Origin of the sequence: Spirillospora sp. NPDC127506, from assembly GCF_040302145.1 — a bacterium.
Classification (GTDB): domain Bacteria; phylum Actinomycetota; class Actinomycetes; order Streptosporangiales; family Streptosporangiaceae; genus Spirillospora.
Genome location: NZ_JBEORG010000011.1, coordinates 153,357 through 167,633, shown reverse-complemented (window position 1 = coordinate 167,633; position 14,277 = coordinate 153,357). Strand labels below are relative to the sequence as shown.

Below are 14,277 nucleotides of genomic sequence, written 5' to 3'. Positions count from 1 at the left end.
CGAGGCGCGGCTCACCATCCGGGAGCCCTCGGGAAATGCGAGATCACACGAATGGGAATCGTCAGAGCCCTTCGCGGTGCGCGACGGCGGCGGCCTGGGTGCGGCTGGTGACGTTCAGCTTGGCGAGGATGTTGGACACGTGCACGCTCGCCGTCTTCGGGGAGATGAACAGCGCCGCCGCGATCTCCCGGTTGTTGCGGCCCTCCGCGACCAGCTTCAGCACCTCCCGCTCCCGCGCGGTCAGCGCGGAGAGCGGGCCGCCGGACGGCGCGGGCGCCGGGCGCGCCGGGCCGAGCCGCGCCCGGGCGCCGAGGTCGCGCAGCGCCGCGAGCAGCGGCCGCGCGCCGAGCCGTTCGGCGATCTCCACGGCGGAGCGCCACTGGGCCGCCGCCTCCTCCCGGTCGCCGTTCTCGGCGAGCGCCTCCGCCAGCCGCCACCGCGACCGCGCCACCTCGTAGACGAACCCGCCGGCGGGGTCGCCGTAGGTGAACAGGTCGGCGGTCCTGCGCCACAGCTCCACGTCGTGGACGCCGTCGACGCGCCGCCGCTCCGCCTCCGCGCGGGCCAGCCACGCCAGCCCTTCGACGCCGAGCCAGGTGCGCGGCTGCCCGTCGGTGGTGACCGCGACGACGGCCCGCGCGATCCGCAGCAGCCTGTCGCCCGCCTCGGCCGACGCCCGCGCCGCCGCCTCGTCGCCCGCCGCGCGAGCCCGCGCCGCCCGCTCGGCCTCCGCCCACAGCCCGGTCGCGGCGATGCGGATCGCGCCGACCGTCTCGGCGTAGACGGTGCGGAGGACGTTCTCGACGTGATCGATCGCGGTGTCGGGATCGCCGTTCCACAGCGCGTGCTCGGCGGCGAGGCCCCGGGCGACGTAGTTGAGGAACGCGTCCTGGTCCCACAGCGGCGTGATCCACCGCAGCCGCTCCGCCACGTCGGGGCCGCCCTGCGCGACCTCGACGAACAGCGCGTACGCCGACACCTGCGCCTCATGGGGCCGGACGACCTGGACGGCGAAGCCGGCCGCCAGCCGGTTCGCCTCCGCCCAGTTGCCCGTCGTGTAGTGGATCAGGTAGCGCAGCGAGCGCAGCACCGTCCCGAACGTGCTCCAGCCGAGCCCGTTGTCGAGGGCGAACTTCACGCCCTCGTCGGCGGCGCGGATCGCTCCCGCGAGGTCGCCGCGGTCGAACTTCGTCCGCGCGTAGTGGAACGCGGCCCGCATCGCGCTCATCGACGTCTCGCCGCGGGCGGCCGCGAGGTCCCTGGCCCGGGCGAACACCTCGGCCACGCCGGTGTCGGCCTCCCGCGACTCCCGGTACAGGCCGAGCGTCGTCAGCAGGCTGGCCTCCGCGCCGGGCGCCCCGGCGGCGCGCGCCTCCTCGACGGCCTTCTCCGCCAGCCCGGGCAGCTCGCCGTGCGGATCCCGGGAGAGCAGCGTCCGGGCGTAGGTGGCGAGCGCCCAGCTGCGCTCCCGCGTCGGCGGGTCGGCGGGCAGCATCGCGACCGCCTCCCGCGCGATCGCCTGCGACTCCGCGTCCTCGTCGAGGTCGCCGAGGTAGGCGGCGAGGTGCTCGCGGAGCGTCGAGCCGAGCGCCGGGTCGGCGGGGTCGGCGACGTCCAGCAGGCGGCGCAGCCGGTGCACGGCCCGCCGCAGCTCCCCGGCCCGCGCGGACGCCTGCGCGGCGTTCAGCGCCAGCCGGATCCGGTCGGTGCCCGCGGCCTCCTCCGCGCCGGGGACCGCCTCCCACAGCTCCAGCGCCCGCTCGTAGTGCCCGAACGCCTCGGCGGGCGCGCCCAGCCGGTCGGCCTCCCGCCCCGCCCGCACCGACGCGGCGAACGCGGCCGGCAGGTCGTGCGCCGCGAGGCTGTGGTGGGCCAGCTCCGCCGCCGACCCCCGCGTCCCGGCGGGCAGGTCGGCGAGGAGGCGGGCGAAGTCGGCGTGCAGCCGGGTCCGCTCGCCCGGCAGCAGGTCGGCGTAGACGGCCTCGCGCAGCAGCGCGTGCCGGAACGTGTAGCCCGTCCCGGACGGGACGAGCAGCTGGTGCGACACCACCTCGCGCAGCGCCTCGCCGACCGCCGCCTCGTCCAGCCCGGACACCCGGCGCACCAGCTCGTCGTCCACGCGCCGGCCCGCGACCGCCGCGACCCGCACCACCCGCTGCCCGGCGTCCGACAGCCGCTCCACCCGCGACAGCAGCAGGTCGGCGAGCCCGGACGGCAGCTCCGCCGCCCCCTCTCGCAGGTCGGGTTCGGCCGAGTACAGCTCGCCGGCGTAGAACGGGTTGCCCTCCGACCGGCGGTGCACCCGCTCCACGATCTCCGCCGTCACCGGCGCCGCGCCGCGCGAAAGTGCCGCCAGGTACTCGGCGGTCTCGGCGGGGCCGAACGGCGGCACCTCCACGCCGGTCACGTTCGGCAGCCGCAGCAGCTCCGCCACCACGGGCCGCAGCGGATGCCGCCGGTGCAGGTCGTCCGACCGGTACGTGCCGACGAGGCAGACCCGCTCGCGCTGCAGGACCCGGCACAGGAACGTCAGCAGGTGCCGGGTCGACCGGTCGGCCCAGTGCAGGTCCTCCAGGACGAGCAGGACGGTCCGGTCCCGCCCGAGCTCGCCGAGCAGCCCGAGCACCGCGCCGAACAGCTGCTGCTGGCCCAGCTCCGGGGCCGTGCCGGGGCCGCCGTCGCCGTCCGGCAGCAGGCGCCGCAGCACGGGGCGGGCGTCGAGCGCGGCGCGCACCTCGCCGGCCTCGGGGGCGCCGGAGTGCGCGGCCGTCCACAGCGCGTCCGCGAGCGGCAGGTACGGCATGCTCTCGCCCAGCTCCGCGCACTGCCCGACGAGCACCGCGCAGCCCTCGTCGCGCGCCGCCCGGGTCAGCGCGGCCACCAGGTGCGACTTGCCGACCCCCGCGTCGCCGCTGACCAGCACGGCGCCGGCGGAGCCGGACCCCGCCCGCGCCAGCGCGGCGGTCAGCTCGCCGAGCTCCGCCCTCCGGCCGATCAGCACGCCGCTCACCCCGTCGAGTATTCCACCGGGCCGGACGTGCGCGGGCCCCGGATCCGGGGAGGGATCCGGGGCCCGCAGAGCGGGGGCCGGCTCAGCCGACCAGCGCGGGGGTCCGGCCGGCCTCGGCCGCCTCGTCCTCCGCCGGCCCGGCCTCGGGCTCGGGGGCGGGCAGCACCTTCAGGTAGGCGCGGAGCGTCTCCGCGGCGATCCGCTCCAGCGAGTAGCGGGAGCGGGCGCGGTCGGCGGCGGCGATCGAGTAGCCGTGCAGCGTGGTCGCCTCGGACAGCAGCTGCCGGACCGCGCGGCCGATCACGACCGGCCGCCCCGCCGGGACGTGCAGCCCGGTGATGTGGTCGAGGACCTCGTCGGCGCTCCCGCCGGCCGGGGTCGCGACGACCGGCACGCCGCAGGCCATGGCCTCCAGCGGCACCGACGGGCACGGCCCGTGCGGCGCCAGGCAGAGCGCCAGGCTCGCGGTGCGCAGCAGCTTCGGCAGGTTCTTGCGCGGCACCCGGCCGAGGAAGATCACCCGGTCGGCGACGTGCAGCTCCTTGGCGAGCAGGCGCAGCCGGTGCACCCCCTGGTCGCTCTCCAGGTCCTCGCGCTCCGGGCCGCCGGCGACGGCGAGCTCGGCGGTCGGGACGTGCACGAGGGCGCGCAGCGCGGTCCCGACGTCGCCCGTCTCCAGGTCGTCGCAGACCATCACGAGCCGGCGCCGGTCGCCGTGCGGCATCGCGGGGCCGACCTGGGCGAAGTGCTCGCCGTCCACGCCGTAGGGGACGACCGCGACCGACGGGCGCGGCACGCCCATCCGCACGACCTGGCCGGCCTCCTCGGCGTGCCCGGCGAGGACGATGTCGGCGTCCCGCCCGATGGCCTTCTCCAGCCGGTCGCGGTGCGGGTGCACCCGGCGCCCGGCGCGGCGCTCGGCCGCCGCCACGCCGTGGTAGCTCTGCGCGAAGGGGATGCCCAGCTCACGGGCGACGGCGCAGGCGGCCAGGCCGCCGACCCAGCCGTGCGCGTGCACGATGTCGGGGCGTCCGGAACCGGACCAGCGGCGGCGCAGACCGTCCGCGAAGTCGCGGATGTGCTGGAGCAGCTCCTCGTCCGACAGGGGCCGGGCGGGCCCGGCGTCGAGGTTGACCAGCACGGCGCCCGGGGCGAGCTTGGTGCGGCCGCGGGCGGACTTGTCCTGCCGCCGCGCGTAGACCGTCACCTGGTTCGGCTCGCCGTCCGCGGTGAGCGGACGGGTCAGCGAACGAGCGAGATCCCGGACGTGGATTGACTGCAGGTGTTCGCCGTCGAGGTCGGAGGCGGACACGAGTGCGATGTTGAGCGAGCGATGCATGACGGATCCTCCGGGACAACACAGGGGAAGCACGGAGGTATCTGCGTCGTAGACACCTGCTCGGCCAGTTTCATATCCGATCCCACCGGCCGTCAAACCTGGCGAAACGCGGCCCGGCCCGCCCTGGCCCGAACAAACCACCCCCGACCTGCGGGAATACTGGGCCAAGTGAGCGACGATCCGATCTGGTATGTGGCCTACGGCTCAAACCTCTTCCGGGAGAGATTCCAGTGCTACCTCGCCGGCGGCCGCCCGCCCGGCGGCGCCCGGCGGCACGCCGGCTGCCGCGACCCGCGGCCCGCCCGCGCCGAGCAGTCGATCACGATCCCCGGCGGCATCTACTTCGCGCACACCTCCTCGACCTGGGGCGGCGGGATGGCCTTCTACGACCCGGACCTCCCCGGCCGCGCCGCCGCCCGCGCCTACCTCCTCACGCGGCGCCAGTTCTGCGACGTCCTCTCCCAGGAGATGCGCCGCGACCCCGGCACCGACCACGACCTGTCCGAGGTCCTCGCCCGCGGCCGCCAGCGCCTCGGCCCCGGCCGCTACGAGACCGTCCTCCGGGTGGGCGAACGGGCCGGCCACCCCATGCTCACCTTCACCTCACCGCACCCGGCCGCCCCAAACGCGCCGACGGCCCCGTATCTCGCCATGCTCGGCAACGGCCTGCGCGAGGCCCACGGCTGGACCGCCGGCCGCGCCGCGTCCTACCTCGCCGCCCGGCCCGGCGCCCGGGGAGCCTGGACCGAGCGGGCGATCGCGGCGCTGCTAGGTTCGGGCCATGAACCCCGGTGACATCGTCGACGACTTCGAGCTGCCCGACGAGACGGGCGAGCCCCGCACCCTGAGCGGCCTGCTGGAGAAGGGCCCGGTGGTCCTGTTCTTCTACCCGGCCGCGCTGTCCCCCGGCTGCACCGCCGAGGCCTGCCACTTCCGCGACCTGGCCGCCGAGCTCGCCGAGGCCGGCGCCCAGGCGGTCGGCATCAGCGCGGACCCGGTCGCCAAGCAGAAGGAGTTCGCCGACAAGCACTCCCTCGGCTACCCCCTCCTGTCCGACCCGTCCGGCGAGGTCCGCGCCCGCTTCGGCGTCGCGCGCGCCCTGAGCTTCCTCCCCGCCAAACGCCAGACCTTCGTCATCGACACCGACCGCCGCGTCCTGGCCGTCGTCAAGAGCGAGGTCCGCATGAACGCCCACGCCGACAAGGCCCTGGAGGCCCTCCGCAAGCGGTGAGGGCTCCGTCCGGTCGCGCACGCCGGCGCGGCGGGCGTCAGCCCGCGGCGGCCGCCCTGCCGACGACGGGGAGGTTGATCGCCGAGGGGTGCTCCGGCGTGTGGAAGATCTCCTGGTCGGCGGTGAGCATCTCGGTGGCGGTGCCCATGGGCGCGCCGGTGCCGGGGTTGCGGGCCACGCGCGGGTAGGCGCCGCTCGCCACCTGGACGCGGATGCGGTGCCCGCGGCGGAAGCGGTGGCCGGCGGGCCACAGCTCGACGGCGACCGCGCGCACGCCGCCGGCGCCGGGTTCCGGGGCGCCGGGGACGAGGCGGCGCATGCCCTCGCAGAGGTTCAGCGACTCGCCCTCGGGGGTGACGTCGCAGAGGCGGACGACGAAGTCGGTGTGCTCGCGGTTCGAGCGGATGCGCAGGTCGGCGGTGACCGGGCCGATGATCTCCACGTCGTCGTCCAGGACGGCGGAGGTGTAGGTGAGCACGTCCCGGCGGCGTTCCAGGCGCCGCTGGTCGGTGGACGGGCGGGTCTCGCCGAGCAGGGTCGGGCCGCCGAGGAACGGGGTCGGGTGGTTCGGGTCGTACCGGTAGGCGTCGGGCTCGGACTCGGGCGGGACGGCGGGGGAGAGGGCGCCCCCGGGCTGCAGGTGCCAGCGCTCCTCGCGCATGCCGGGGACGGGCCAGTCGGGGAACTCGCGCCACTCGCCGGCGCCGGTGATGTAGAGGCGGACGGGCTGCTCGCGCAGCTCGGACGGGTCGTCCAGGAGGTGCGCGCGGAACCAGCGGACGGAATCGGCGACCGAGCCGCGCATCATCCGCTGGTCGGCGTGGAACCAGGGGCCGATCGTCAGGTAGGGCCGCCGCCCGGCGGCGCGCAGGGCCGCGTAGTCCTTCATCTGCCAGGGCAGGAAGATGTCGTACCAGCCGCCCGTCATGTTCACCGGCGCGGTGACCTCGGAGACGGTGGGGCTGAAGTCGCGCTTGTCCCAGAACGGCGTGTCGGGGCCGTTGACCAGCAGTTCCTGGAAGAAGCGCTGCTGCGCGCCGGTCGCGATCCGGTCGAGCTCGGCGATGGGGCGCCCGGAGAGCGCGGCGCGGCGGGCGCGGCGCGGCGACATGATGCCGGTCGTGATGCCGGAGAGGGAGTTCTTCATCCGGGCGGTCAGGTCGACCCAGATCAGCGCGGACTCGAGCGCGAACGTGCCGCCGACGTTGACGGCGTCCCGGAACGTCGAGGCGGTGACCTGCATCGACAGGGCCTTCAGCTCGGGCCCGGCGTCCGCGGCGACGGCCCACTGCACGTAGCCGAGGTAGCTCGGGCCGTGCATGGCGAACGTCCCGCCGAACCACGGCTGTGATTTCAGCCACTCGATGGTCGCCAGGCCGTCCTCGCGCTCGTCGAGGGCCTCGAACACGCCGCCGGACCCGAAGCCGCCGCGGACGCTCTGCACCACGGCCTGGAACCCGTGCGACGCGAACGCCTGCCCGCACATGAGCCCGAACGGCCCGCGCCGCCCGTAGGGCGAGCGGACGAGCACGACGGGCGCCCGGTCGACGTCGACGGGGGCGTACCGGTCGGCCAGCAGCGTCACCCCGTCGGCGGCGGGAACGGGGAGGTCGCGCTCGACCGCCACCCTGTGGGGCCCGTTGCGCAGTCCCAGCGCCGTGACCCCCAGCCGGCGCATCATTCCCACCCCTACCACGCGACCGATCGTAATCGCCAGATCGGCCGAACCCGGAGCCACAACCCCCGTGATGTGCCTCGCAGCACTCCGGGTCTTCACTACGATCGGGGACGCGTAACACGGCAAATCGGGATCTTGCGGGCCTGCACGGTTCGCGGAGGGAGAGTTTCACGCGTCATGGGCGACCTGGGCGACCTGAGCTGGACGCGCGTCATCGCCGCCGCCGTCGTGATGGCGGTCGCGCTGGCGGCCGCGCTCCTCCTGCGGCTGCTGACCGGCCGGCTGACCCGGCGCGCGGGCGACACCCGGTGGGCGTGGGACGACCTGGCCGCCCGCCTCATCCGGGACCTGGCGATGCCGCTCGCGGTGCTGCTCGGCCTGTGGACGGCGGCGAAGGTGCTGGAGCTGCCGCGCGGCACCCTGGACGTGATCGCCAAGGTGCTGACGGCGGCGACGATCCTGGTGGTCTCGCTGGCGCTGGCCCGGCTGATCGCGGCGTCGGTGACCTCGATCGCGCTGGCCCGGCAGGGCGTCGCCGCGAACGTCACGATCTTCGCGAACATCACCCGGGTGATCGTCTTCGGCATCGGCCTGCTGGTGATGCTGCAGAGCATCGGGGTGTCGATCACCCCGCTGCTGGGCGCGTTGGGCGTCGGCGGCCTCGCGGTGGCGCTGGCCCTGCAGGACACGCTCGCCAACCTGTTCGCGGGCGTGCACGTCCTCGCGTCCAAGACGATCGAGCCGGGCGACTACATCAAGCTGTCCACCGGGCAGGAGGGGTACGTCGTCGACATCAACTGGCGCAACACCTCCATCCGGACGCTGTCGGACAACATCGAGGTCATCCCGAACCAGCGCTTCTCGGACACGATCCTCACCAACTACCACCGGCCCGCGCAGGACATGTCGGTGCTGGTGTACGCGAAGGTGCACTACGAGGTCGACCTCGACGAGGTGGAGCAGCTCCTCATTCGGGTGGGCCACGAGGTGATGAAGGAAGTCCAGGGCGGAGTGGCCGACTCCAACGTCCTGGTCCGTTTCGACGACTTCAACGACGCCACCGTCGGGTTCCACGTGATCCTGCGGTCCAGCGAGTTCGGCGACCAGTTCGCCATCAAGCACGAGTTCCTCAAGCGCCTGCACAGGGCGCTCCGCGAGGAGGGCATCGCGCCGCCGTACTGGCACCACCGCGTGGCCCTGGAGGAGCCGTCCCGCGCGAACGGCGTGCCGCGCAAGGACGAGCTGGCCCTCTAGCCGGACATGGCCCGCAGGCCCGTCACGGTCCTCCGGCCCGTCACGGGCGGATGAGCGGCATCATCACCTCGTCCACGACCGAGGCCACGTAGGCGTCGTCGAGCGGGCCGCCCTCCACGAGGTTGTAGTAGACGATCACGGCCGGGCCGACGTTCGCGATCTGCCGGGTCGCCGCGCCGGGGCGGATCTCGCCGCGCTCGGCGGCCCGCAGCAGCGCGTCGTAGAGCAGGTCGCGGACGGGCTTGGACAGCCGGTCGTGGACGACCTCGTGCACGAGCCCCTTGCCCTGCTCGGTCTCCTCCTTCAGCACCTTGAACGCGGCGCCCCGGCAGGCGACCAGCGTGTCGCGCGTGCAGGTGAGGATGGCCAGGAGGTCCTCGCGCACCTTGCCGGTGTCGGGCGCGGTCGGCGGCTCGGGCAGGACGTGCTTGAGCGCGTCGGTGATCAGCTCGTCCTTCGACTTCCACCGCCGGTAGAGCGCGGCCTTGCCGGTGCGGGCGGCGGCCGCGACGCCCTCCATGGTCAGCTTCCGGTAGCCGGTGGTCTCCAGCTGCTCGAACACGGCGTCGAAGATCGCCGCTTCCAGGTCGCCGCCGCGGCGGCGGGTGGCCGGGGTCACGACGCGCTCCCCAAAATAGTGAACGATACCGTTCTCTTTCGAGCGAATCGGTGATAGGTTCCCCACATAGTGTACGTCGCCGTTCCTTAAATCCTCGGGAAGGTCCCGCCTTGACCTCATCGAACGAACGGACGGCCGCGCCCCCGGAGCCCGCCGCCCCGGGAGATGCCGCCTCCTCCCATCATCGCCCAGGAATCGTCCTCGCCGTCATCGTCGGCGGCCAGCTCATGATCGGCCTGGACACCTCGATCGTCACCATCGCGCTCCCGGAGGTGAAGCGGGGCCTCGGCCTGACGACCGGCGGCCTCGCCTGGATCCAGAACGCCTACATGCTCGCGTTCGGCGGGCTGCTGCTCCTCGGCGGGCGCGCCGGGGACGTGTTCGGCCGCCGCCGCGCGTTCACCGCCGGGGTCGCGCTGTTCACCGCCGCGTCCCTGCTCGGCGGGTTCGCCGGGACCGGCGCCTGGCTGCTGGCCGCGCGCGCCGCACAGGGCGTCGCCGCCGCCGTCGCCGCGCCCAGCGCGATGGCGCTGATCGCCGCCGGCTTCCAGGGGCAGGCCCGTGTGCGCGCGCTGAGCGTCTTCTCCGCGGTGACCGGCGCCGGCGCCGCGATCGGCATGATCGCCGGGGGAGTGCTGACCGAGGCCGGGTCCTGGCGGTGGGTGTTCTTCGTCAACGTCCCCATCGGCCTGGCGCTGCTCCTGGCCGCGCCGCGCGTCCTCGCGGAGACCGCCCGCCGGCCCGGCCGCTTCGACGCCGCCGGCGCGGTCGCCTCCACGCTCGGCATGACCGCGCTCGTGTACGCGCTGATCCGGGCCGGATCGGCCGGCTGGGGCGACGCGCGGACGCTCGCCGCGTCCGGGGCCGCCGCCGCCCTGCTCGCCGCGTTCGCCGCGATCGAGCACCGCGCCCGGCAGCCCGTCATGCCGCTGTGGCTGCTGACCGGGCGCGACCGCGCAGCCTCCTACCTGGTCCAGCTGTGCCTGACGGCGGCGATGTTCGGGGCGTTCTTCTTCCTCACCCAGTACCTGCAGCAGGTCCTGCGGTACGGGCCGCTGCGCGCGGGCGCCGCGTTCCTGCCGATGGTGGGGATGCAGTTCGCCGTCGTGCGGCTGGCGCCGCGGCTGATGGCGCGCGCCGGCGCCCGGCCGCTCGTCGCCGCGGGCGCGGTCCTGGTCGCGGGCGGCCTGCTGTGGCTGTCGCGGCTCTCGCCCGGGGACGGCTACGCGACCGGGCTGCTGGTGCCGTTCCTGCTGGTGGGCGCGGGCGGCGGGCTGGCGATTCTGCCGCTGAACGCGACGATCCTGGCGAGCGTGGAACCCGGGCAGTCGGGCGCGGCGTCGGGGGTGGCGCAGACGATGCTGTGGTCGGGTGCGTCGCTGGGCTCGGCGGTCATGGTCACCGTGCACGGGCACGCCGCGTCCGGCGGCGACGCGATGCGCGGCATGGACGCGGCGTTCGCGACCGGCGCCGGGTTCGCCGCCGCCGCGCTGCTGGTCGCCGTGCTCGTCCTGCGGGTGCGGCCGTGAGCCGGTCAGGCGGCCGGGCCAGGCGGGCGGGTCAAGCGGCCGGGTCAGGCGGGCGGGGCCGCCTCCTCGAACCAGGAGAGGAACTCGGCGTTGCCGAACATCCGCGCCGTGTCCAGGGCGGACGGCGAGCCCGCGCGCGGGTCGGCGCCCGCGTCCAGCAGGGCCCGCACCACCTTCGCCTCCTTCTTGAACACCGCGCCCGCGAGGGGCCGCTGGCCGCGGTCGTTCGCCCGCTCGGGGTCGGCGCCGCGCGCCGCGAGCGCCCGGACCGTCTCCGGGTGGCCGTGGTAGGCGGTGAGCATGAGCAGCGTGTCGCCCCGCTCGGTGGCGAGGTTCACCGGCACCCCGGCCTCGACGAAGTCGACCAGCCGCCGGGTGTCGCCGGACCGCGCGAGGTCGAACAGCCGCGCCGCGAAGTCCTCCATCCCCGGGTCGGTCCCGGTCAGGACCGGGACCCTGCTGCCCGCGGTGAGCAGCCCGCCGAGGCTGTCCTCCCCGTAGGTCAGCCGCTTCTCCAGCGAGACGAGGGCGCCGTCCTCGGGGAACGAGCGGAACCGGACGTCGTCCGCCAGCGACCGCATGATCAGCAGGCCGCGCCCGTGCTCGGCGGACGGATCCGGCCGCGGCACCCGCTCGGCGTCGAACCCGGCGCCGGAGTCGATCACCTTGATCACGCAGCGGCGGTCCTGGATGACCGCCCGGACCGTGTAGTCGGCGCCGTGCTCGGCGTGCTTGATCACGTTGGTGCACGCCTCGGTGAGCATCATCTCGATGTCGTCGCGGATGCGGTTCTCGACCCCGAGTGCGGCGAGCGCGGCGTCCAGGAGCCTCCGGGTCGCCGGGACGCTGGCGGCGTCCCTCGGGAGCTGGAGGTCCAGGCTGATTTCCACGTCATCTCCGTCCGTCCCCTTATGTCGTGCCCTTTCGGTCGGGCTCAAACATGGTCCGGACGTCCGGAATGTCACTCCGTGTCGGCGGGCCGCGGCGCGTAGTCGTCCACGTACTCCTGCCCCGACAGCCCCTGGATCGCCTCCATGATCTCGTCGGTGACCTGCCGCGCCGCCTTGCCGCGCGGGACGCCGTCGTCCCGGCCGCGGAAGTCCATCGGCGGGCCGATGCGCAGCCCGATCCGGCCCGGCTTCGGGACGGCCCGCCCCCGCGGCTGCACCTTGTCGGTGCCGAGGATCGCGACCGGCACGACGGGCGCGCCGGTCCGCATCGCCAGCCGCGCGACGCCCGTCCGCCCCCGGTAGAGCCGCCCGTCGGGGGAGCGGGTGCCCTCGGGGTGGATCGCGAACACGCCGCCGCGCTCCAGCACCGCCGCCGAGGCGTCCAGCGCGTCGAATGCCGCCCGCCCGCCGGACCGGTCGACCGCGATCGCGCCGACGCTGCGGAAGAACGTCGCCATGGCGCGGCCCTTCGCGCCGGCCCCGGTGAAGTACTCGTGCTTGCCGAGGAAGTGGACCCGCCGCGGCACGATCAGCGGCAGCACGAACGAGTCGAGGAACGCCAGGTGGTTCGCGGCGAGGATCACCGGGCCGATCCGCGGGACGTGCCGCAGCCCGCTCACCCGCGGAAGGAACGCGACGCGCATCGCGGGCCCAAGGACGACGTGCTTCAGCAGCGGATAGATCACGCGTTCGGGTTCCATGTCCGAGAAGGCTATGGGCGCCGCCGTCCCCGCCGCCGGTGGCGCCCGGTACAAACCGGAAGGCCCGGATCTTGTAGGAATCCGCACTGGCGGGGGCGGCCGCGCGGTCAGCCGCCGGCCGCCGCCGCGTTGAGCTGCCGGATCACCTTGCGCACCGCGGGCGCCGCCGGGCCGCTGCGCGCCGTCAGCTCCTCGATCCGGCGGCGGTGCCGCCGCCGGTCCGCGCCCGGCAGCACCGACGTCAGCTCGCCCGCCGCCGCCAGCGCCACCGCCGCCGCGTCGTAGCTGTTCACGTGCGCGACCGGGCGCCCGCGCAGCGCCGAGGACGCCCCGCCCCACAGCGTCTTCACGACGCGCGGGTCCTTCACGGTGACGTCCCGGTGCGGGACCAGGCCCAGGATCCGGCGCCCCCGCACCCGGATCCAGCCGTCCCGCACCAGCTCGTCCTGGACCGTCCGCACGATCGCCTTGGCGTCCTTGCGCACCCAGTGCCGCCACGACCGGGGCCGCGAGGCCGCGATCTGCGCCAGCACGCCGTACGGGTCGTCGCCCGGCGTCCCCGGGACGGGCCGGCGCCGCTCGTCGCCGAGCCGCCCGTCCAGGTACAGCTCGGTCAGCGCGGCGGCCCGCAGCACGTAGCCGAGCCGCGCGCCGCACCGGGTCATCCGCTGCTTCCTCAGGTCGTACGCCAGCAGGTACATGCGCGCCGGCAGCGACTCCGGAACATCGACCATGGCTAGTCCTCGCCCCCGCCGGCCGGCGGGTCGTCCTCGTCTTCGTCTTCGTCTACGTCCGCGGCGCGCTCCGCCTTGCGCGGGCGGCCGGGCCCTCGCATCCGTCCCGCCGACCGGGGCATCCGGCCCGCGTCGGCGAGCGCCTGCCGGAGCAGGAACTCGATCTGCGCGTTGGTGCTGCGCAGCTCGTCCCCCGCCCACCTGGCCAGCGCGTCGTGGACGGCCGGATCGAGCCGCAGCAGGATCTTCTTGCGTTCCGCCACTGGTTCCGGGCTACTGGTAGAGGGTGCCGGTGTTGACCACCGGCTGGGCGTCCCGGTCGGCGCACAGCACGACCAGCAGGTTGCTGACCATCGCCGCCTTGCGCTCCTCGTCCAGGTCGACCACGTTCTCCTCGTCCAGCCGGTCGAGCGCGAGCTGCACCATGCCGACCGCGCCCTCCACGATCCGCTGCCGCGCCGCCACGACCGCGCCCGCCTGCTGCCGGCGCAGCATCGCCTGCGCGATCTCCGGCGCGTAGGCCAGCCGGGTGATCCGCGACTCGATGATCACGACCCCGGCGGACGCGACGCGCTGCGCCAGCTCGTCCGACAGCTGCGCGGTGATCTCGTCGGCGTTGTCGCGCAGGGAGGTCCGGTCGGCGGCGTCGTAGGGGAAGCTGCCCGCGATGTGCCGGACGGCCGCCTCCGTCTGGAACGCCACGAACTCCACGAAGTCGTCGACCTCGAACACGGCCCGCGCGGTGTCGGCGACCTGCCACACCACCACGGCGGAGATCTCGATCGGGTTCCCGTCCAGGTCGTTGACCTTGGCGAGGCCGGTCTCGTGGTTGCGGATCCGGGTGGACACCCGGCGCCGCTCGGTCAGCGGGTTCACCCAGCGCAGGCCGTCGGTGCGGACCGTCCCGGAGTACCGGCCGAGCAGCTGCAGCACCCGCGCCTCGCCGGGCGCGACGGGGGTCAGCCCGGCCAGGACGACCAGGCCGGCCAGCGCCAGCAGCCCGCCCACCGTGCCCCCGGTCGCGATGGCGGCGCCGCCGCCCGCGACGATCCCCACGGCGATCGCCGCGCAGCCGACCGCGATCCAGAGCAGGCCGACGCCGAGCATCGTCCATCCGCCGCGGTCCCGGGCCGGCCGCTCCTCGATCTTCGGCCGCGGCATCTCCACCTTGGCCCCCGTGTCCGTCATGTCGCCCTCCTCCTGGTTATCACTAATCTAGCAAAGTGATATCA

13 protein-coding genes are annotated in these 14,277 nt (G+C 74.8%); 4 read left to right on the top strand and 9 right to left on the bottom strand.

Annotation, left to right across the window (positions count from 1 at the left end; all coding sequences use genetic code 11):
- Nucleotides 1-61 precede the first annotated feature (61 nt).
- A complete protein-coding gene (locus tag ABTW95_RS14025; RefSeq protein ID WP_396447739.1) occupies nt 62-3,010 on the bottom strand; it encodes a helix-turn-helix transcriptional regulator in 2,949 nt (982 codons plus the stop codon).
- A gap of 82 nt (nt 3,011-3,092) precedes the next feature.
- Complete coding sequence (locus ABTW95_RS14020) at nt 3,093-4,349, bottom strand: glycosyltransferase (RefSeq protein WP_396447738.1); 1,257 nt, start codon at nt 4,347-4,349, stop codon at nt 3,093-3,095.
- Between the two features lie 168 nt (nt 4,350-4,517).
- On the opposite strand from ABTW95_RS14020, the gene ABTW95_RS14015 reads away from it, so the two are divergent.
- On the top strand, nt 4,518-5,144 hold the full coding sequence (locus ABTW95_RS14015) for a histone deacetylase (protein ID WP_500226444.1): 627 nt from the start codon (nt 4,518-4,520) through the stop codon (nt 5,142-5,144).
- Nucleotides 5,131-5,580: a peroxiredoxin gene (locus ABTW95_RS14010; RefSeq protein ID WP_396447736.1), complete on the top strand. Its 450-nt coding sequence runs from the start codon at nt 5,131-5,133 to the stop codon at nt 5,578-5,580. The genes ABTW95_RS14015 and ABTW95_RS14010 overlap by 14 nt, the downstream gene beginning before the upstream one ends.
- A gap of 37 nt (nt 5,581-5,617) precedes the next feature.
- On the opposite strand, the gene ABTW95_RS14005 is transcribed toward ABTW95_RS14010, so the two are convergent.
- Nucleotides 5,618-7,276 carry a CocE/NonD family hydrolase gene (locus ABTW95_RS14005; protein ID WP_396447735.1) on the bottom strand — a complete coding sequence of 553 codons (1,659 nt, stop codon included), beginning with the start codon at nt 7,274-7,276 and terminating at the stop codon, nt 5,618-5,620.
- Between the two features lie 159 nt (nt 7,277-7,435).
- Between ABTW95_RS14005 and ABTW95_RS14000 the strand changes: the two genes are divergently transcribed.
- The gene (locus tag ABTW95_RS14000; RefSeq protein WP_396454202.1) at nt 7,436-8,512 is read left to right on the top strand and encodes a mechanosensitive ion channel family protein; all 1,077 of its coding nucleotides are present in this window, start codon (nt 7,436-7,438) and stop codon (nt 8,510-8,512) included.
- 40 nt (nt 8,513-8,552) lie between these two features.
- Here ABTW95_RS14000 and ABTW95_RS13995 read toward each other — a convergent pair whose 3' ends face one another.
- Nucleotides 8,553-9,131 carry a TetR-like C-terminal domain-containing protein gene (locus tag ABTW95_RS13995; RefSeq protein ID WP_500226443.1) on the bottom strand — a complete coding sequence of 193 codons (579 nt, stop codon included), beginning with the start codon at nt 9,129-9,131 and terminating at the stop codon, nt 8,553-8,555.
- 110 nt (nt 9,132-9,241) lie between these two features.
- On the opposite strand from ABTW95_RS13995, the gene ABTW95_RS13990 reads away from it, so the two are divergent.
- Nucleotides 9,242-10,660 (top strand): MFS transporter, encoded by a 1,419-nt coding sequence (locus tag ABTW95_RS13990; RefSeq protein ID WP_396454201.1) that lies wholly within the window; start codon nt 9,242-9,244, stop codon nt 10,658-10,660.
- Nucleotides 10,661-10,704: 44 nt separating this feature from the next.
- Here the strand turns inward: ABTW95_RS13990 and ABTW95_RS13985 are convergent, their stop codons facing one another.
- The 5 genes from ABTW95_RS13985 to ABTW95_RS13965 form a co-directional block, all read right to left on the bottom strand.
- Nucleotides 10,705-11,550 (bottom strand): ATP-binding protein, encoded by an 846-nt coding sequence (locus ABTW95_RS13985; protein ID WP_500226442.1) that lies wholly within the window; start codon nt 11,548-11,550, stop codon nt 10,705-10,707.
- Nucleotides 11,551-11,621: 71 nt separating this feature from the next.
- Nucleotides 11,622-12,311, bottom strand: a complete 690-nt coding sequence (locus ABTW95_RS13980; RefSeq protein ID WP_396447730.1) for a lysophospholipid acyltransferase family protein — start codon at nt 12,309-12,311, stop codon at nt 11,622-11,624.
- A 107-nt stretch (nt 12,312-12,418) separates the two neighbouring features.
- Complete coding sequence (locus tag ABTW95_RS13975; protein WP_396447729.1) at nt 12,419-13,045, bottom strand: GOLPH3/VPS74 family protein; 627 nt, start codon at nt 13,043-13,045, stop codon at nt 12,419-12,421.
- A 2-nt stretch (nt 13,046-13,047) separates the two neighbouring features.
- Nucleotides 13,048-13,308, bottom strand: a complete 261-nt coding sequence (locus tag ABTW95_RS13970) for a type II toxin-antitoxin system antitoxin (protein WP_500226441.1) — start codon at nt 13,306-13,308, stop codon at nt 13,048-13,050.
- 10 nt (nt 13,309-13,318) lie between these two features.
- Entirely contained in the window at nt 13,319-14,233 is a 915-nt protein-coding gene (locus tag ABTW95_RS13965) for an SPFH domain-containing protein (RefSeq protein WP_500226440.1), read from the bottom strand.
- Nucleotides 14,234-14,277: the final 44 nt, after the last annotated feature.